Annotated in this window: 11 protein-coding genes; 9 read left to right on the top strand and 2 right to left on the bottom strand. The window is 38.6% G+C overall.

All coding sequences use genetic code 11. The features are described 5' to 3' along the window. Nucleotides 1–254: 254 nt before the first annotated feature. The 4 genes from A3EM_RS0111505 to A3EM_RS0111485 all read left to right on the top strand — a co-directional run bounded on the left by A3EM_RS0111505 (nucleotide 255) and on the right by A3EM_RS0111485 (nucleotide 7,542). A complete protein-coding gene (locus tag A3EM_RS0111505; protein ID WP_026210242.1) occupies nucleotides 255–3,305 on the top strand; it encodes a SusC/RagA family TonB-linked outer membrane protein in 3,051 nt (1,016 codons plus the stop codon). A gap of 50 nt (nucleotides 3,306–3,355) precedes the next feature. Then, nucleotides 3,356–4,963: a RagB/SusD family nutrient uptake outer membrane protein gene (locus A3EM_RS0111500; protein WP_169513350.1), complete on the top strand. Its 1,608-nt coding sequence runs from the start codon at nucleotides 3,356–3,358 to the stop codon at nucleotides 4,961–4,963. A gap of 63 nt (nucleotides 4,964–5,026) precedes the next feature. Further along, nucleotides 5,027–6,391: a PKD domain-containing protein gene (locus A3EM_RS0111495; RefSeq protein ID WP_020528362.1), complete on the top strand. Its 1,365-nt coding sequence runs from the start codon at nucleotides 5,027–5,029 to the stop codon at nucleotides 6,389–6,391. Between the two features lie 134 nt (nucleotides 6,392–6,525). Next, nucleotides 6,526–7,542, top strand: coding sequence for a LacI family DNA-binding transcriptional regulator (locus A3EM_RS0111485; RefSeq protein ID WP_020528360.1), 1,017 nt, complete (start codon nucleotides 6,526–6,528; stop codon nucleotides 7,540–7,542). Nucleotides 7,543–7,559: 17 nt separating this feature from the next. Here A3EM_RS0111485 and A3EM_RS0111480 read toward each other — a convergent pair whose 3' ends face one another. Both A3EM_RS0111480 and A3EM_RS0111475 read right to left on the bottom strand, forming a co-directional pair. Then, nucleotides 7,560–9,098 (bottom strand): alpha-L-fucosidase, encoded by a 1,539-nt coding sequence (locus tag A3EM_RS0111480; protein WP_020528359.1) that lies wholly within the window; start codon nucleotides 9,096–9,098, stop codon nucleotides 7,560–7,562. Between the two features lie 85 nt (nucleotides 9,099–9,183). Continuing rightward, a complete protein-coding gene (locus A3EM_RS0111475) occupies nucleotides 9,184–11,310 on the bottom strand; it encodes a T9SS type A sorting domain-containing protein (RefSeq protein ID WP_211211957.1) in 2,127 nt (708 codons plus the stop codon). A gap of 634 nt (nucleotides 11,311–11,944) precedes the next feature. Here A3EM_RS0111475 and A3EM_RS0111465 point away from each other — a divergent pair. The 5 genes from A3EM_RS0111465 to A3EM_RS0111445 all read left to right on the top strand — a co-directional run bounded on the left by A3EM_RS0111465 (nucleotide 11,945) and on the right by A3EM_RS0111445 (nucleotide 20,144). Beyond that, the gene (locus A3EM_RS0111465) at nucleotides 11,945–14,365 is read left to right on the top strand and encodes a TonB-dependent receptor (protein ID WP_020528356.1); all 2,421 of its coding nucleotides are present in this window, start codon (nucleotides 11,945–11,947) and stop codon (nucleotides 14,363–14,365) included. A 22-nt stretch (nucleotides 14,366–14,387) separates the two neighbouring features. Continuing rightward, nucleotides 14,388–15,695, top strand: a complete 1,308-nt coding sequence (locus tag A3EM_RS0111460) for a hypothetical protein (RefSeq protein ID WP_020528355.1) — start codon at nucleotides 14,388–14,390, stop codon at nucleotides 15,693–15,695. A gap of 186 nt (nucleotides 15,696–15,881) precedes the next feature. Further along, the gene (locus A3EM_RS0111455; RefSeq protein ID WP_020528354.1) at nucleotides 15,882–17,417 is read left to right on the top strand and encodes an ankyrin repeat domain-containing protein; all 1,536 of its coding nucleotides are present in this window, start codon (nucleotides 15,882–15,884) and stop codon (nucleotides 17,415–17,417) included. 1 nt (nucleotide 17,418) lies between these two features. Beyond that, nucleotides 17,419–17,910 carry a DUF2271 domain-containing protein gene (locus tag A3EM_RS0111450; RefSeq protein ID WP_020528353.1) on the top strand — a complete coding sequence of 164 codons (492 nt, stop codon included), beginning with the start codon at nucleotides 17,419–17,421 and terminating at the stop codon, nucleotides 17,908–17,910. A 20-nt stretch (nucleotides 17,911–17,930) separates the two neighbouring features. Next, on the top strand, nucleotides 17,931–20,144 hold the full coding sequence (locus A3EM_RS0111445) for a PepSY domain-containing protein (RefSeq protein WP_020528352.1): 2,214 nt from the start codon (nucleotides 17,931–17,933) through the stop codon (nucleotides 20,142–20,144). Nucleotides 20,145–20,176: the final 32 nt, after the last annotated feature.

Here is a 20,176-nt window from a genome sequence, read left to right as displayed (position 1 = left end):
ACCCGTGCGGAAATCCGGGGGGTAAATCTCACAATTGTAGATTTACCCCAAACAGAATTTACCCCCTGTTTTTGTGAAAATATGCCCCTGCCTTTCTATCAGTTATTCCCATACATTTGAAAAGTTCATCATTTCTGCAGAAACCTGAGCTAATCACCCGACTGACTTTAGTGAATTTAAAGTTAAAGGAAGTTTTGGAGCGGTATGGAAATACCGGTCCGGATAATAATTCTTTATTAATTAAAAATAGGAAAATGAAAAAACGACTACAATTAATGCTGTCTCTGGCATTTATGCTAGCTATCCCATTGCACCTGTTTGCTCAGGAGAGAGTAATTACAGGAACAGTAAACGCCACCGATGAAGATTTACCCTTACCCGGAGTCTCGATCATCAAAAAAGGAACAAACGAAGGAACAACCACTGATGTTAATGGCAGATTTTCCTTAATGGTAGATGCAAGTGATGTGCTTGTGTTCAGCTATGTGGGTTATAATACTTTGGAAAGAGAGGTAGGTTCAATGACAAAAATGGATATTGAATTGGAACCAGATCTCAAGGCACTTGAAGAAGTGGTGGTAATTGGATATGGCACTCAAAAGAAAAAAGAACTGACCGGAGCGGTGGGGAATATCAAAGGAGAAGAGATGCAAAAATTTGCTTCTGCCAAATTTGTGGATGCCTTGCAGGGTCAGCTGGCTGGAGTAAATGTTCAGGCAAGTTCAGGGCAACCCGGTTCCGAAGCCAATATCCAGATCAGGGGCTTGGGTTCACTTTCTTCCGGAGCTTCAGGGCCTCTTTTCGTAGTTGATGGTGTTCCTTTAGAAGGCCAACCTAATTTAAGTTCAAATGAAATTGAATCTGTGGATGTATTAAAAGATGCTGCTTCGGCTTCTATTTATGGTACAAGAGCTTCAAACGGAGTAATTCTGATTACCACCAAAAGAGGGAAAGCGGGGACCATGAAGGTTAACCTTAATGCCTACTATGGAGTGCAGAAAATTACATCTAATCTGCCGCTGGCCAATACTCCTGATGCCCTTTATATCAACTATCTGGAACAAATTTCGAAGGGAGAAACTAATATTTGGAATCCCCTTGATCAAAATCCAAATGGTTTGTATTACGATACAGACTGGGTAGGTGACCTGACGGTAGATAATGCACCAATTCAAAACTATAACTTAGGAGTTTCCGGGGGTAAAGAAGATTTAACCTACAATGTGACGGCAGATTACTTTAGTCAGGATGGATCAGTGGTCAATTCTTTATTTGACAGATTTTCTTTAAGAGGTAACACTACATTTAAGAAGAAACGATTTTCCATGAATACCAATCTGGGCATTAACATTACCAATAAGGATAATGCACCCTGGGGCATTTATGAATCGGCTATTAAATTACCACCTTACCAGAAAGGCCTGGGCGATGATAATATCCTTTTGGTGGAAGGTTCCAACCCTGATAACCTGGGTAATATGGAGCGAAAGCTGAGAAGTACCAACAATGAAAAAGGAAATGGATTTAATGGTAATATTGACCTGAAATATGAGGTATTAAAAGGTCTTACAGTAATGGCAAGAGTGGGTGGAAATATTGGAAATACATTTATTAAACAACATGATCCCAAATTTGAATTGGTGGATTTAAATGGTGACCCTGTAAATGGGGGGACAGAATTCGCTACTTTAAAAAACAGACAGACCTACTTTCAAAAATGGATTGCGGAGTTTACGGCCACTTATCAGAAAAAATTTGGAGAACATTCTGTAACTGGGCTGGTAGGATATTCCAAGGAACAATCTCAATATAATTGGTTTGAAGCATCGAAAAACAAATTTCTAAGTAATGATATTCAGGTACTTGGTGGTGGAGCAGAAGTGAAAAGTGCAGATGGAAGAAATACAACTTCCTCCATTACGGGGCTATTTGGAAGGGTTTTATACAACTATAAATCCAAATACCTGTTGAGTGCCGTGTTGAGGCATGATGGTTCTTCCAGGTTTGGTTCCAATAACAGATACGCAGATTTCCCTTCAGTTTCTGCAGGTTGGGTAATTTCGGAAGAGCCTTATTTCCGAAATTCTGGAATTGGTGGAGTGATTGAGTTATTTAAGATCAGAGCGGGATATGGTACTGCCGGAAACCAAAGAATTGGGGATTACAGGTATGATGTTTTCGTGGCCAATAACATTGATTACATTCTGGGAAGAGGAGATCAGCAGGTGATTAATGGAGCTATTCAAACAAATTATGGAAACCCTGATTTGCAATGGGAAACTACCATACAAAGAAATATTGGAACAGATATTAACTTCTTTGGAGGAAGAATGGATTTTTCATTTGATTACTACCATACCAATAAGGAAAACATGTTGCTGGATGTGATTTTTGCACCTTCAGCTGGAAATAGCGGGCAGTCCGTTCCATTCAATGTGGGTAATATGTACAATAAGGGAATTGAAATTGCCCTTGGTTACAAGAAAAGTTTTGGTGACTTTAACTTCAGTATTTCTGGTGTATTTACCAGAAACCGAAATGAAGTAACGAAACTCTCCAATCCTGATGACCAAATTACCGGGGGTATTCCATTAGTGGAAAGGGCCGGAAAGTCTGAACCAACCACATTCGTGAAACAAGGTTACCCGGCAGGTTCATTCTTTCTCATTCCCACAGATGGGGTAATTAAAACTGAAGAAGAGCTGAGTGCCTACCAGAATGTGGTTTCCGATGCCAGAATTGGGGATTTGAGATATGTGGATGTAAATAATGACAGTACCATTTCCGATGATGACAGGATTTATATGGGCAGTGGTATGCCAAGCTGGGAAGCTGGCCTGAACCTGAATGCGAGTTACAAAGGATTGGACTTTTCGCTTCAGCTTTATGGCACTTATGGGAATAAAATATACAATGGGCCAAAGTTATGGGCTTATTCCACCAAAAGACACCAGGATCTGGTATATGCCTGGAGTCCTGAAAATCCAACCTCAGATATTCCTACTCCAAGACCTGTAATCGAACATAACAATACCAGGTCACTCAGTGATTACTTTATTGAAGATGGTTCTTACCTGAGGGTAAGAAATGTTCAACTGGGTTATGCTTTACCAGATAATCTGCTGGAAAAAATTCATGTGGAACGGTTTAGAATCTATGTTGCTGCTCAAAATCCACTGACCTTCACAAAATATGAAGGGTTTGATCCTGAGGTTGGAAATGACGGATTATTCTACAGAGGAGTGGACAGAGCCAACTATCCGGTTTCTGCTCAGTACAGAATGGGTATCCAGTTAGGATTCTAAAAAACAAGTTTTAAAGATAATCCAATGTGAAAATTAAAAGTATAATGAAAATGAAATATAGATATATAATTTTCCCTTTATTGTCATTTTTTCTGGTCATTACCTCATGCAATGATCCCGAATTCCTGACAGAAAATAATCCTAATGATTTCACTGCTTCGGCATTTTGGAAAACTGATGCACACGCAATGAATGGCATTATGTCTACCTATGGAGCATTACAACTCAGTAATGTAATGGGTGGAAGTGGTTCTACCAGTATGTTGGTAAGAACAGATTTGGCCAAACCTAATCCCTGGAATAGCGGAGCAAAAGCCCTCAATGATTTTTCTTTTAATGAAAGTACGGGATTTGTCAACGGTAAGTGGAAGGATTTGTATGTGGGGGTTTTCAGGGCAAATCAGGTCATTAAAAATGTTCCGGATATCATCATGGATGACACCCAGAAAGAACAAATTCTGGGAGAAGCTTACTTCCTAAGAGGCCTGTTCAATTTCTGGCTGGCGGTAACTTATAATAATGGGGCTATTGTTTTACATACAGAAGTTCCCTCAATTGACAAAGTTGAAAAAGGGCTTTCTTCTAAGGAAGAGGTTTATGCGGCCATCATTAGTGATTTTGAAATGGCAAAATCTCTTTTACCAGAAAAATGGCCTGAAGAACAATTGGGAAGAGCTACATGGGGTGCGGCTACTGCGCTTTTGGGAAAAGTTCATCTTTATCAGGAAAACTGGGGAGAAGCTGCAAATAACTTTAAGGAAATAATTGACAGACCGGATTTATACCAATTGGTAAATATTGAAGATAATTTTGGAATTGAAAATGAATTCAATGCAGAATCAATTTTTGAAGTGGCCTTTTCAGATGCTGTGAAAACAGGTGCTTCGGGTTATACTGTGGATGGCCCAAATGGTTCTGAAGCGACTACAAGACCAAGGGTTCTGGCACCAGGTTTTGCCGGAGGGTGGAGAGTGGAAATTCCTACGCTTTGGGCCATTGAAATGTACAAAAACGATCCTATCGATCCAAGTGATCCAAGAAATGTGGGTCGAACCTACTCTTTAAGATCTGCTGCTTCAATCGCTTTTCAGGGAGATGAATTGCCATTCTATACCAAGGAACATGGTGAAATAAACTGGGAAACCGGAAATCTTAAAACCCAGGGATATATCCGAAAGTTTCAGAACTGGCAAAATGAAAGCGAAGATAAAACCCTTACCCGGTCCGGGATTAATGAGCGGATTGTAAGACTTGCAGATGTTTATTTAATGTATGCAGAAGCCGTACTGGAAAGAGATGGAGATGGTGGAGTACAAACGGCCATTGACTATATCAATCTGGTTAGAAAGCGTTCGGCAGTTTTGCCATTAGTGGCTTCCTCTTATAATAAAACTACATTAATGACCCACCTCATTAAGGTAGAAAGAGCTTTAGAATTTGCTTTTGAAGGGCACAATATCCGGTATCACGATATCCGAAGAAAAGGAATGGCTAAGGGAATTTTTGAGGAAATTGCTGCCACTGACTTCGAACTGGAAGGAGCCATTGTAAAAGATTTTGAATTGGCTGCTCAAAATTACGGTCCGGATAAGGAGTTTTTCCCTATCCCCAATTCTGAAGTATTAGGTAATGAAAATTTGGAAAATAGTGGGGATTAACCTGCTCAAAATTATCAGGTATAGCCTGAGCAACCAATTTCTAAATTTAAAAAGATCAAACAAATGAATATACATAAATTATTATTAGCCTTGTTCGGATTTACATTAATCCTGGGCTGTGAAGAGGAGTATATTGCTCCAACTCAGTTCGCACATCCGGTGATTACCACTACTCAAACCACCGTGAACATCAATGGAGATATTTCTTTTGCCGATATCGGTCAGGGAGCCATTACCAGAAAATGGTCTTTTCCTGAAGGTGCGGTGGATATCCTGAATTCAGAAAATGATTTGGAATCTTCAGAAAAAATTGTTCATGCTATTTTCCTGAAACCAGGTGATTACGAAGTAAATTTTAAAGCTGATTATGTGGTAGATTCTGTGAAAATGGATAGTGCCATTGTGGTAACTGTTTTGGATTCTATTACGGCAAAATTTACTTCTGATATCACACAAGTGGAGGCAGGGGAGTTTGTGAGCTTCACAGACCAGAGTACAGGAACTCCCGATCAGTGGACCTGGAATTTTGAAGGTGCGGAACCTGCCACTTCAAATGAACAAAATCCCAGTGTGAAGTATAAAGCATTAGGTAAATTCGGAGTAACATTGGTGGCTTTCAGAGATGAACCCTGGGGAAGAGATACCGTAACTGTGGAAAAATTAATTGAAGTCATTCCTTCTACTAAACCTGTTACGCTGGATAAAGTTGCTGAAAACGAAAATGATGAGATTGAACTTTATTTCAGCCGGGAAATCGATGCGCTCTCTGTAAATAAAGCTGATTTTTCGGTTAGTTTCAATGGAAACCCTGCTGAAGTTTCAGAAGCATTTGTAAATCCGGACGATAAAACAATAGTAGTGGTGAAAACTACTGAAATGATAAAAAACTCATATGAGGTTTTAATTTCCTACACCAAAGGGGCATTAAAAACCACAGATTTTGTGGAAGCAGATGCCTTTACAGATGCAATCGCAGAAAACTATATCATTAATCTGGTACCGGAAAATGCAGGTTTTGAAACAGGGGATGAAACTGGATGGAATGGCTGGGGCGATGGCTCACATGAAGTAAGCGAAGCAGCCGCACATAGCGGGAAATTTGGAATGCATATTACAAGGGGAGCGGCAGATTATAGTGTTGGAACGGGTGACGGAGGAGACATTGAATTAAAAGCAGGTGTAAAATATAGAATTACCTTCTGGACGAAAACCATTACTGGAGATAACCTTTGGCATTTTTGCAGTATGAACAAAAAAGACCCGTGGGGAACCCTGGGACAGCAATGGTATCCAACCAATGCGGAATGGGGTAAAGTGGTGAAAGATGTAAATGGGGAAGACTGGAGCGATGCTTATTTTATAAATGTGTTGAGAGCAACCGGAGAATTTTATCTTGATGATGTAAAAGTATTTGAATTGGAGGAGTAATTTTTCACTTTAAAAAACCCGGGTGTTTTCTAATAGGCACCCGGGTTTTGTCATTCAGGATATTTTGAAGTATTCGATGCCCATCAATTTTTTGGGCACAACCCAGTTTTTGATTTCCCATAAACCCAATTACCTTGAGAACCAGAGTCAGACTATCCGATTTAGCCTATGAGCTTGATGTTTCTCCATCTACCATTTCGAGGGCACTGAGTGGAGATCCCAGGATCAGCCACAAAACCAGAAGTGCAGCATCTGAGTTAGCTAAAAGATGGGGTTATATACCCAATGCTTTTGCAGTTAATCTCCTTAAAAAGAAATCCAATAATATAGGGCTGATCTTGCCGGAATTTACCAATCCATATTTTTCTAATGTGCTTTTAGGAATTGATAAGGTGATCAATGAAAATGATTTACATTTGCTGATCAATACCCACAACGGAGATTATGAAAAGGAAATAAAAGCTTCCAGAGTGTTAAATAGCTTAATGATCGATGGCTTGCTGGTGGCATATGCCAGAAATACCAGTGATTTCCAACATTATGAAAATATTATTTATAGCGGAGTTCCCATTGTATTTTTTGATCGATTGTGCGAAGATATCGAAGCCTCCTATGTAATTACTGATGATTTTCAGGGGGCACAGGATGCCATGAATCATTTTATTCAGTCTGGATGTAAAAAAATAGCTCATTTAAAAGGGCCTGAAAATTTGTCCACCAGTTTTACGAGAATGATGGGTTATCTGGAGGGTTTAAAAAGAAATGGTTTGGGAGTGAATGAGGACTTAATTCTTTCATGGAATGAAAATCCTGTGACTTACAAAAAACAAATCATTGACTTTTTAAACCAGCATAAAGTGGACGCCATTTTTGCCTATGATGATTACATGGCTTATGAGGTTGCGCAAATATTGCTCGAAACAGGCACCAGTATTCCCGATGAGGTGAGTATAATTGGGTTTTCTGATGATCCCATCTCCCAATATGCGCATCCAAGAATTAGTACAGTGGCTCAAAATGCAGAATTGATGGGGAAAAGGGCCACAGAAATACTGCTGAACAAACTGGAAAATCCGGATTCAAAAGAAATTTTCACAGAAATGTTACCCACTAAATTAATCTTAAGACAAACGACAAAAAATGTATTTTAGTAATTTACAACTTTGTTTTACTGGTGCCCGCCCTTTTCTTTTGACTTATAAATGCCATCGGGAGCCTTTTCCAATTCTATTTTAAAGGCGTAAGCATATTTACTTTCAATTGATTTTTTTGGGGCTGCGATAATTAACCCATTACTCGATTTTTCCCAACTTAGCTTTTCATCCGAACCCAACAGGCTGATGTGCTTAATTTCATCCGGAAGTGAAGCAATGTCCGATGCCATTGAATTCACGATAATATCCTCTGTAGGCCAATCCATCACAAAAACATAAATAAAATTCTCTCTGGTGGTGAAGCGGATATCCTTCTGGCTCATACTTTTTTGATTGTATTCGGTATGATCGCCCAACTTAGACCTGGTAGGACCTTCACCATAAAAAAACCATGGCCGGGTACCATAAATACCTTCTCCATTTACCTTTAGCCATTTCCCAATATTCAGTAATGTTTCCTGCTGGTCTTCTGGAATGGTGCCGTCAGCTTTAGGGCCTACATTCAGTAATAGGTTTCCATTTTTACTCACGATGTCCACAAATTCGTCTACAAGTTCATCCGCAGGTTTATTCTGCCAGTCTTTCACATATGTCCAGGAATTCCTTCCAATGGAAGTATCCGTTTGCCAGGGCAATGTTCTCACCCGGTCGAGTTTTCCCCTTTCCAAATCCAACACTGCCGCACCATCCGGAATTGGTACAAATTCAATTTTTTTGTAGTTTAAAACTACTTCTTTATTCCATTCTTCAGCCTTATTATAATAATGGGCCAGAAACTTTTTACGGTATTCCTCATAATCCGGAGTGCAAAACCCGAAATCAAACCAAATTAAATCCAGTTCATATTTTTCCACCATTTCCACAGCTCTTTTGTACCACAAGTCCTTAAATGCTTTTGTAGGTTTATCCTGAAAAGTGTGGGGTTCATTATAAAGATCCCGATATTGGGGATCCATGGTGTCATATCCTTTTACATAATTCCACCAGTACCAGCCATAGGCTAAATGGGAAGAGCTCCCAACTTTCATTCCCTTCGCTCTGGCAGCATTTGCCAGCTCACCCAACACATCTATTTGAGGCCCCATATCTTTTGAATTCCAGCAGGTAAGACTTGAAGCATACATGGCAAACCCGTCACAATGTTCTCCGACTGGTACTACATATTTTGCCCCGGCTTTATCGAACAGGTCAATCCATTCAGTAGCATTGAATTTTTCGGCTTTAAATAGTGGAACAAAATCTTTATACCCGAATTTACTTTGATCACCATAATGTTTTTTATGGTATTCAAATGTAGGATTTTTTTTATCCGTAGGAATTCCGGTTTGGTGGGGGGTGAGTGTGGGGCGATACATATGATATCCATACCATTCGCTTTTAAATTCTGGAACAGACATTACTCCCCAATGGATAAAAACACCAAATTTGGCATCAGAAAACCATTGAGGTGTTTCATATTGGCTCAAGGATTCCCAGTTAGGCTCATATTTTTGGGCCCTGCTACTCAGAGAAATTAAGGCTAATAAAATACTTATAGATAATATTGTTTTCATTTAAAAAGATGGAAATGTTTATTACAAATTAGGGAGTAACCAGTAGTATTAATATGATTTAGATCAACTGAAAGGCATTTCGGTTTTAATCCACCATTAATTTTCGAGAAAATTCAACATTTGCCGATTTCAAATTCAAAAAATAAATCCCGGACTTTAGTTGGAAAGAGGGCAAAGTATCCGATTGGTGATTTCGGATGTGGTTCAGAATTTTACGGCCCTGTATATCAAATATCTTAATTTCCGCTGGTAAATATTTTTGTGGTATATCTACTTTTAACTTACCTGAAGTTGGATTGGGGAAAATGTGAATATCGGCTGGTTTATCATTACCCATTCCGGTAACTTCATTTTGCTCAGCCTCTCTTTTAATTTCCTTAGTGCTGGATTTAACAACCAGGGTAACCGAACTAATATGGCCGTTGGTGTCCTCAAATTTAATGTCTATCACATTATTTTCATTCACCAGTTTAATATCTACCGGTATTTCAATGGTGCCAAAAAATCGGTTTCTGCCATGCTGGTCATCTCCCTTCCAGTTTTCAGGGACTTCAATTGTTTCTCCATTGAAAATTATTGAAGGGTGAAGGGATTTTCCATGATCTCTTCCTACACTTACTCTTAAAAATGCTTCACCCAGGTCAGCGGTTTGCACATTGTTTATGTGAAAAGAAATTTCCTCATTGGCAGAAATTGGCTTGAGGTAATCATTTGCATAATATTTTGATTGTTGGATTTCATCCGTAAAACTTAATGCCTCAGAAAAGGTATAGGCAATGACCATGGTTCCTTCGGGGGCAATTTCAAAATTGTGAACAGTATTTTCTACAGTCACATCGGTGAGTTGAGGAATATTATCCCTGGCAAAAAGGTGTTTTACCTTTATTTGTGTAATATCAATGTTTTCCTGATCAAAAATTTGGACTGGGATTTCCTGTTGTTCAAATCCAAGGTTGTTGAGAATGACATAGGCTTTTTCTCCATTGACATAGGCATGAACCTGTATGTCAGGATTATAAGAATAGGTATCTACTCTGGTGCCTTCAACTTCCTGCCATAATTGGTAAAATTTCACCAAATGTGTATAAACCCATTCTCCATCTACTTCCCTCAACAATACATGAGGATAGGGGTATGGATTAGCATTGCTGTACCAAACCGCTTTGTCTACAATAAAAGGAATGGCTTTTAGCATCATGTCGGGCCGGTCCATTAATGACATTAAAATACCAGAAATCGATTTCATTTGCCTCCAGTCTCTTTCTTCGGAATAAGGGCCATCCCAATCCGCACAGCATCCCCCATATTCGGAAATGATTATGGGTTTTACTTCTCCGAGTTTCAGCATACTGTATTGTTCCACCATATCAAGGATTGCCTCTGCATTACTTCCTTTCCTGAAAGCAGGGTTTTGAAGTTTTGGAGTATCGTAAATGTGGAAGGATAAAAAGTCCATATTTTCCCCGGCAATATCAATAAAAGTTTTCCAGGAACTGTCCCATTTTTCAAAATCCTTATTTTCAAACTCCGGCCATGCTCCGGTATATCCTCCTACCTGAACATCCGGATTTAAGCTACGTACACTATCCGCTACATAATTGTGAAATTTGGCAATATTTTCCGAAGTGGTATTCAATTGATTCAAGTGTACCAATGGTTCGTTCAAAACTTCCAAATATCTGGGCCGCTTTCCTCCATTTTCCCCGTAATACTCTTTCAGATAATGCGCATAAAATTGGGCAATGGCAGGATAACCTTCGGGAATCCATCCTTTTTGAGTGGCAGTCCCATTGGGATATAGGGGAGAAATATGGGAAGTCATTACAAAATCATCAACTTCAAAGGGATGGATTGAAGTCCTTGTACTATAAAAATCCCTGTCACTTTTCCCAAGACTTTTCATGTGGTTTATATCCGGGAAACCAGGTCTTTCAGGGTCTTCCTCTATTCTGTTTAATTGCCAGGTTACTCCTCCTACAGACCTCCCAAAATTAACCCTTAGGTTTTCGTGAACATCTTTTAACTCTTCCAGCGTCCATTCATTTCCTGTATAACTCGAATGAATATTGATAAAAACCTTTCTGTCAAATTCGGATTTGCCATTGGTGACCCACTTATTCCTGAAATCAACATCTATTTTTGATTGACCACAGACTGATTGTATACCTCCGAATTGGAAAAGGAAAAGTAAAACAAGTAATAACTTAAACATTCTATCTTTCATAGCAGCAATTTCTTTATTGAGTAGTTATGCCCGCCAAAGAGCCATGGTCAGGAAGACTAGTTTTGGAAGGCAACTCGCTTTTCAGTCTTTGTTTTTTTAAGATAAATATCGGCAAAATTAAATCTCCTGATTGCGCAAAGGTTTTAACTGGGCAGTTAAGGGACCCTGCGGGAAAATTTAGTGGGTATATCCGATGGCCAGAAAGGCAATGCAATTATTGAAATTTACAAATCTCCTCCGGAATAAAGGTTTTAGTTGATTTCCCTGATCTACAGAGAGAAAACTAAGTAATACTTACTAACTACTATTAGCTAGCTATACCGAGTGCTAGCTATAAAAATTTGACCAGTAGTAGTTATTGACAATTACTGGCGTTTAGCACAATTTTGCATTATTTATAATCAGTCTAATTAAAGCTAACAAATAAAAAATTATGCGTGGTAAATTCTCTCTCAACTCTGGCGGTTTTTCTTTTCCTGATCACAATAAAACAATATAAAAAAGGGAGGGTAGCAAAACTCAATATACGCTCTGGAAATCAGCAAGCAACGATTAATGGAACTTGTTTAGGTTTTCAATACGATTTCTTAGGAGATAAACATGAGCGGTAAATCGAAATTTTATGGAAAGATTTTTAATACTGATTTTTTTAACCATAAACCTATTTTTAGGTCACAGCTGTTTTGCCCAGACCGGGAAAATTTCTGGTAAGCTTACCTTTAAGGATGGTTCACCTGTAGGATTTGCCACGGTTTTTATCCCATCCATTAAAAAACATACGCTCACAAGTGAAACGGGCCAGTATGAACTTACTAATATCCCTTATGGAAATCATCAATTAGAGATCAGTAGTGTTGAAATTCAAACGGAAGCGCTTGACCTGAAAGTAAATGGTCCTTTGGTGAATGGAACCTTTGTGTTGGAAAGGGCTGGGGCCAGTGTTTTAAATGAAGTGACTGTGGAGGGAATGACGGAAAAAAGGGAAATAGAAACGAAGGGGTTTGCAGTAAATGTAGTTGAAACAAAATCAGCTGCTTATCAATCTGTCCAAACCAATGATTTACTCAACAGAGCAGCAGGGGTAAGGGTGCGTCAGAATGGAGGGTTAGGTTCTGCAGTAGATTACAACCTTAATGGGATGTCGGGAAGTTCTGTGCAGATTTTTATTGATGGCATTCCGATTTCAACTTACGGAGCCTCCTTTAGCCTTAACAGTCTTCCACCAGCATTAATTGAGCGCATTGAAATTTATAAAGGTGTACTTCCGGCTCATCTGGCGGATGATGCTCTTGGTGGAGCCATCAATGTAATTTTAAAGAAAGAAGCCTCGAATAACCTTACTACTTCGGTTTCCTATGGGTCATTTAATACCATGCAGGCAAACTTTAGTGGAATGTACCGCAGTAAGGAATCAGGCTTTACCTTAAAAGCTTCTGGTTTTTATAACTATTCAGATAATGACTATGAAGTTTGGGGAAAATTTGTGAGGAATATATTACCAAACGGAAGGTACGACTATGTAAGAGCCAAACGGTTTAATGATGCCTACAGGTCAATTGGCGGCCAAATTTCTTTAGGATATACGAATGTAAAATGGGCCGACCAGTTTTTTGTAAGTTACAATAGTTCTGATGATCACAATGAGATTCAGCATGGTACTTATATGTCGATACCGTATCAGGGAAGATTTACCGAATCGCAGGCACATGTGGCAGGTTTAACCTACCAAAAAAAAGATTTATTTATACCCGGGCTGGAAGTCACTTTCAGTGGGCGGCTGAGTAATAGAAAACAAGTGGTGAATGATACAGTGAGATGGAATTACAATTGGTATGGTGAACAGAGTGTAGGATTGGATGGCAACCCTATCCTAAGGCCTCAGGGAGCGCAGCAGGGAGCACCCACAATCAATCATATCAATAGGAATGTGGCTACCATGAGAGGGGGAATCAGTTACGCACTCAATGAACATCATAAAATACTATTCAGTCATGCTTTTTATAATATAGACAGAAATCAGCAGGACTTAAAGCGCAGTGCTGTAGAACGTGAGTTTATAGGCACACGTGATTTACAAAAGAATATTTCCTCTTTGGCTTATGAGCTGAATATCCTCAATTCTCGCCTGAAGGGAAATATATTTGGTAAATTGTATCAACAGAAAATTGACAGGATGGATCCCTTATTAGTAGAAGAAAATGGGGAATCGGTCCGTGTTGAAGATCACGCTTCCAGCAACAGGCATACAACAGGTTATGGAATGGCTTTATCTTTTACTGCAGTCCGTCATTTGGTAATCCTTACTTCTGCAGAACAGGCTGTCCGAATGCCATCTGAAAATGAAGTATTTGGTAGTCCTGGTGATAATATTGTAGAAAATTTAGGGATTAATCCGGAAATCAGTAACAATTTTAATCTGGGATTTCAGGCAGGATCATTTACCTCAGGTAACCATAAAATTATCATATCGGGCACAGGTTTTATCCGTGATACCAAAGATAAAATCGTGCAAAGAATCAACCCCAGGATCAACGATGCAGTACAAACCAATCCCTATGAAAATTTAGGAAAAACAAAGTCAATCGGGTTCGAAGCTGAAGTGAACTATAACCATAAAAAAGGATTAAATGTGATGGTTAACATGTCAAAATTTAACGCTGTATTTAATACCAAATACGATGCAAATGGTAATATTTATAGTAATTATAACAAACAGCTTCCCAACGAGCCATTTTTCACAGTCAATAGTGCTGTAAATTATACTTACAGGGACCTATTTCAAAGGAATTCCCTTTTTAACCTGTCCTACAATTTTGGTTTTGTAGATCGATTTTACACTACCTGGCTGGAAATTGAAGATTTTAGGACTCCCCAACAGTTCATTCACGATTTTGGGATGAGCTACACTTTTCCAGATAAAAAGTTTGTGGTCAGTGCAGACGTCCGGAATATATTTGATAAGCAGGTGTACGACAATTTCGCAGTACAAAAGCCTGGAAGAGCTTTTTATCTTAAACTGAATTATACAATCAATAACTTTTAATTATATATATAATCAACTATTCATGAAAAATTACTTAGTTAAATTTATAGTTTTAGTAGCAATTATATTTAGTAGTTGCAGTGAGGATACAATTGACCCGGTGGAAGAAACTGTAGATCCAACTCGTTGGGTGACTGTTGCAGGAGCGCTTATGGGTGATAACCCTGGTGATGGTAATGGTGGTACAATGATCTACGCAGTGAGTTATGAAGATGCCATTAACCCGGAAGTTTCTATTAATTTATATGATGAAGGAGAATCGGTAAAATCTAACCGAACTGCAAGACTGCAAGTTGCAGAAGATGGAAACACCATGTTTAACATAGCATACGCTGGAGAAAATGGAGGAGAATTTTCCCGGTTTAATGTTCAGGGTGGAGCCAATTATGTGGAAGAAGATGTAACAGTGAGTATTGCTCAATATGCCGGAACTGCTCCAAGATGGGGAAAACTTTACAACGGTGATCAGACTGGTATAGCCGTAAATGTGGCCAACATTACTGCAAATAATGCTGAATCGGATGACCCTTTTGAATATTACCGTGGTACGGCTACTGTGCTTGCTTTGGATTTACAAAATGTACTGATTTCGGATTATAAGCAGTATGAAATTCCGCTTTCTGCCGAAGAAGAAAAAGCAGGAAATGCCATTTTCCGATTAGATGCTCCGGTATTAAACCAGGCCAAAAACAAATTAATTATAGGTACATGGATGCGTAAGTACGATCCGGCCACAGGGGACAGAGAAAGTGAGTGGGACAGATTAGGGACTAAATCTGTAGTGGTAGATTACCCTTCTTTAGAAAACCCAAAAGTAATTACGTCTACAGTAGCTAACGGTGATTGTTCTGGATACAGAAGTAATGTTAATTTCCTTGCAGAAGATGGAAGTATTTACCAGGCTACCCAGAGAGACACCAATGGTTCTCACATCCTGAAGATTACTGCAAATAATGAGTATGACAATGCTTATGAATTCAGTTTGGATAAGGCTTTGGGAGTGGAAGATGTATATGTGCAAACCTGGAGATATGTAAGCAATGGAATTGGATATATTGTTTATATACACGGTGAGTCTGACCAAAGCTATGTAGCACGTGTGGACCTGAACAATCAAACTGCGGAAAAAGTTGAGGAGATTCCCAATGATGCTGATTTAAGCCTGCATCAATATCAGGGATTCCTGGTAAGTGGAGACAATCTTTTAATGGCCGTTACTCCTATTGGAAAAGATGGAAACATTTATGTTTTAAACAGCAAGACAGGAGAAGTTACTCAGGGAGCTAAGTTAGTTAACAAACCAGGTAACCATTATATTGGAGTTTTCTAGCCCGTAAAACAGGAATAGAATTACCAGGCAGAGCACTGTTATTCGGGATTAAAAGAATAACATTATGGTCATTCAAAGAATGGTTGAAGAATAAATAAAAATGCAACAAAGAACTTTTTAGTATTTTTGCGGTTCTTTGTTGCTTTTACTTTCAAATTCAATTTAAAATTTATAATTAATAAAGTGATGAAAAAAGTATTTTTTACTCTTGTAATAGCAGTGCTCCTAATGCCTCTATTTACGAAAGCTCAATCACAAAATGTATTTCTGGAAAGAAGCTTTTGGGGTTCAAATCCTTCTATCGATATAATAAAAGAGAAGATAGAACAGGGAAATGATCCTCTGGAACTTAGTAGTAACAGTTTCAATGCCACTACTTATGCCATAACTAATGACCAGCCACTGGAAACGGTTAAGTTCTTGTTGTCTGTTGAAGGAAATGACATCAATACTCTCACGCACGATGGCAGAGTCTATGTACACTGGGCAGCCATGAAAGGAAATTTAGAGTTAGTTAAATATTTAATTGATCAGGGAGGAAAGACTGATATCGTAGATGATCACGGATACTCTGTATTAAATTTCGCTGCTGTTACAGGGCCAAAGAGCAGTGAATTTTATGATTTTTTACTTTCAAACGGGTCTTCACTTTCTGAGACAGACCACCATGGGGCTAATGCATTGTTGCTTACCATTCCTCAGGCTAGTGATTTTACACTTATAGATTATTTCATTGGCAAAGGTTTGTCCCTGAGCGATACTGATAAAGATGGAAATGGAGCATTTTATTATGCTGCTAAAACCGGAAACATTGAGATGATGGACAAACTCATAGAAAAAGGAGTGGAATATAAAGGCATTAATAAAGTTGGTGGGAATGCCATGATTGCCGCAGCCCAGGGTTACAGAAAAGCAAATACTATTGATGTTTTTCAATACCTTGAAGGTAAAGGTATTGAAGCCAATGTCAGCACCAAAGATGGCACCACGCCTTTGCATTTGCTTGCAGGCCGATCAAAAGAAACAGATGTGATTTCTTATTTTATTGGAAAGGGTGTAGATGTAAACCAGGTTGACGGAGAAGGAAACACGGCTTTAATTTATGCTTCCCAGCGGGGTAGCCTTAAAATTATAAAATTACTGGCTGATCAAACCAAAGATATCAATGCTGCTAATAATAAAGGAGAAACAGCGCTCACGAATGCGGTAGCAGGTAACGCAACTGAGGTAGTAACTTACTTTATTGAAAACGGAGCTGATGTAAATGTAAAAGACAAGGAAGGTAACAATATTGGTTTTTATTTAATGAAATCCTACAGACCAGGTGGAGGCCGGGGCGGCCGGTCAGGTCAGGGGCAAAGTGAGGCAGAAGGAGATCCTTTTATGGAAAAACTGGAAATTTTGAAGAAGAAGGGATTTGATCCTACCTCAGTTCAGGCTGGTGGTAAAACATTTTTCCACTTAGCTGCTGAGCAAAACGACTTGAAATTGCTTAAAAAAGTGCATCAAATGGGGGTAGATGTAAATAAAGCGGATCAGCAGGGAACTACTCCTTTACAAATTGCCGCGATGAAAGCAACTGATGATAAAATTTTAAAGTATTTGCTTAAAATTGGGGCCGATAAAAGCGTAACCACATCATTTGATGAAACGGTTTACGATTTGGCAAGCGAAAACGAGATGTTACAGGCAAATAATGTAAGTATTAACTTTTTAAAATAATATGTACAAAATAGCAGGACTAATATTATTATTAATAGCACCTTTCATCATGAGCTGGTCAACCGATAAAGCGGAAAAAACTTCGGCCTCTTATAAATGTCTGGTTCAGTTAACAAACTATAAAGGAGAAGGAGCTTATCTGGTGGTTTCCCTAATCAATCCGGAAGGGCAATATGAAAAGACACTTTATGTAATTGGTCAGGATGCAGAATGGTATCCGGATATGACCCAATGGTGGAGTTTCTATGACCCAAAACCCACCGATATTGATGCTATAAGTGGGGCAACCATTGCAGGGGGAGAAAGAACTATATGTGTAATTGACATTGATGAAGATAAATTAAATGCGGGTTATAAGCTCAGATTTGAAACCGCGGTTGAAGATCAGGAATATGTTGTAGATGATGTGGAATTTCCATTAACTTCTGAAAATGTAACTGGAAAATTTGAGGGTAAAGGTTATATACGTTATATCCGTATTATGCCAAATTAAAATAAGGTTTAAATTAACATATGATCATTTCACTTTGGAGATATAGCCATCTTGCTTTGGCTGTATCTTCCTTTATTTTTATCCTGATTGCTTCTGTAACAGGGATTATTTTATCATTTGAACCAATTACCAACAACCTTTCTGGTAATTATGTTGCCGGGGCTGGTGAACTAAGTCTTGCCGAGACGGTTACCCAGTTAAAATCAAAATATGATGAGATTTTCAGCCTTGAGGTGGATGCTAATGGGTTTGTTGCTGTCTCCGTGATTGATCAGGAAGGGAATATGGGAGATTTCTATATAGATCCCTTTACTGGTGAAAAAACAGGTGATTTAATAGAACAAGCTCCTTTGTATGAGTTCGCTACAAGTTTACACAGATCCTTGTTCTTAAAAGGAATTGGCCGCTTTTTCGTTGGACTATCTTCCTTTTTATTATTACTTATTTCCATCACCGGGATTATTCTGGTGATCAAGAGGCAACAGGGCATCAGGCATTTTTTCTCAAAGATCATAAAAGAAAATTTTTACCAGTATTACCATGTATATCTTGGGAGGCTGGCCTTAATTCCAATTGTAATCATAAGCCTAACAGGCACCTATTTATCTTTACAAAGATTTGAGTTAATACCCCAAGAGGAGACTTCTTCTCACGTCATCGATTTTGAATCATTATCCGAAACACCCGCAATTGGGCATCAGGAATTTCCTGTTTTTAAAAATGTAAAGCTTGCGGAAGTTCGCGCACTGGAATTTCCCTTTTCCCCGGATGTAGAGGATTATTATACCCTGAAACTTAAAAATAAAGAACTGGTGATCAACCAGCTAACCGGTGAAATATTAAGTGAAGTAAAATATCCTTTAGTTACCCTGCTTTCAGATTTGAGCATGGTACTTCATACCGGACAAGGTAATATCTGGTGGGCCATTGTATTGGGGATTTCTTCCTGTAGCATTTTGTTTTTTATCTATTCAGGTTTCAGCCTTACCCTAAAAAGAAAGCAATCCAGAATAAAAAATTCCTTTAAAAAAGATGACTGTGAATACATTATCCTGGTGGGTTCGGAGACGGGGAATACGCTTCATTTTGCTGTAGAACTCCAAAAAAAACTTATTCATGCAGGAAAGAAGGTCTATCTTACTGAACTTAACAGGTATAGTGTTTTTAAGAAAATGAAGCATCTGGTGGTAATGACATCCACTTATGGATTAGGAGAGCCTCCTGCTAATGCAAAGAAATTTGTCGATTTGTATAGGAAGGAAAATCCACTGCAAAAATACACTTATTCTGTGGTTGGGTTTGGCTCAAGGGCTTATCCGGATTACTGCAAATTTGCTTATGATATTGATGAAGTACTGATAAAAGATTCCAAAAGTACCAGATTGTTTGAAACCTTTACGATCAATAATCGCTCATGGGAAGCTTATATTCAATGGTTTAAAATGTGGAGTGCCCATCTGGAATTGTCCCTGGAATTACCTGCAAAAAATCCGGTAATTGGATCATCTAACATGAAAAAGAATCAGTTTAAGGTGATTCAAAAAACAGAAGCCTGCCACAGCCCGGACGATACCTTTTTAATTAAATTATCTGCGAACAAAAAGATCAGATACAATTCTGGAGATTTGTTGGCGGTTTATCCATCACCGGAGGCTGCGGAGCGGTTGTATTCTATGTCGGTTACAGCCACCGACCAAATTCTGCTGAGTGTAAAAAGACATCAAAAAGGTTTATGCTCCAACTTTTTAAATGACTTGAAAGATGGAGAAGTTTTAGAAGGCAGCATTGTGAAAAATCAGGATTTTTATTTTCCTAAAAAGGCAAATCGGGTAATTTTAATAAGCACAGGAACAGGTATTGCTCCTTTTTTGGGAATGTTGGAACAAAATCATCACAAGATAGAAACCCATTTGTATTGGGGAGCAAGAAACGAAGCATCCTACAAATTGTACAGAGATTATGTAGAAGCAAGTCTAAAAAATAACTATCTGAACAGATTTGAACCGGCTTATTCAAGAAATGGCGGATCAAAAACTTATGTGCAGGATTTAATCGAAAAGGATAGTCAAATTATAGCTCAAACTTTAAGAGAAAAGGGCGTAATCATGATTTGTGGGTCTATTGCCATGCAAAAAGGGGTAACCGAAAGTCTGGAGAAAATTTGCAAAACGCATAATAAAAAACCATTAAGCTATTACCAAAACAAAAAGCAGCTCCGGATGGATTGCTATTAGGTTGGTATATAAATCTTCTCCTAATTCTTTTT

Source organism: Flexithrix dorotheae DSM 6795 (assembly GCF_000379765.1).
GTDB classification, from domain to species: Bacteria; Bacteroidota; Bacteroidia; order Cytophagales; family Flammeovirgaceae; genus Flexithrix; species Flexithrix dorotheae.
The sequence above is the reverse complement of the archived record's forward strand: the minus strand, read 5'-3'. Positions and strand labels throughout refer to the sequence as shown.

Coding starts and splice junctions, on each gene's coding strand:
- A3EM_RS0111505 (WP_026210242.1), top strand. CDS start 255: ATGAAAAAACGACTACAATTAATGCTGTCTCTGGCATTTATGCTAGCT.
- A3EM_RS0111500 (WP_169513350.1), top strand. CDS start 3,356: ATGAAATATAGATATATAATTTTCCCTTTATTGTCATTTTTTCTGGTC.
- A3EM_RS0111495 (WP_020528362.1), top strand. CDS start 5,027: ATGAATATACATAAATTATTATTAGCCTTGTTCGGATTTACATTAATC.
- A3EM_RS0111480 (WP_020528359.1), bottom strand. CDS start 9,098: ATGAAAACAATATTATCTATAAGTATTTTATTAGCCTTAATTTCTCTG.
- A3EM_RS0111475 (WP_211211957.1), bottom strand. CDS start 11,310: ATGTTTAAGTTATTACTTGTTTTACTTTTCCTTTTCCAATTCGGAGGT.
- A3EM_RS0111465 (WP_020528356.1), top strand. CDS start 11,945: ATGGAAAGATTTTTAATACTGATTTTTTTAACCATAAACCTATTTTTA.
- A3EM_RS0111460 (WP_020528355.1), top strand. CDS start 14,388: ATGAAAAATTACTTAGTTAAATTTATAGTTTTAGTAGCAATTATATTT.
- A3EM_RS0111455 (WP_020528354.1), top strand. CDS start 15,882: ATGAAAAAAGTATTTTTTACTCTTGTAATAGCAGTGCTCCTAATGCCT.
- A3EM_RS0111450 (WP_020528353.1), top strand. CDS start 17,419: ATGTACAAAATAGCAGGACTAATATTATTATTAATAGCACCTTTCATC.
- A3EM_RS0111445 (WP_020528352.1), top strand. CDS start 17,931: ATGATCATTTCACTTTGGAGATATAGCCATCTTGCTTTGGCTGTATCT.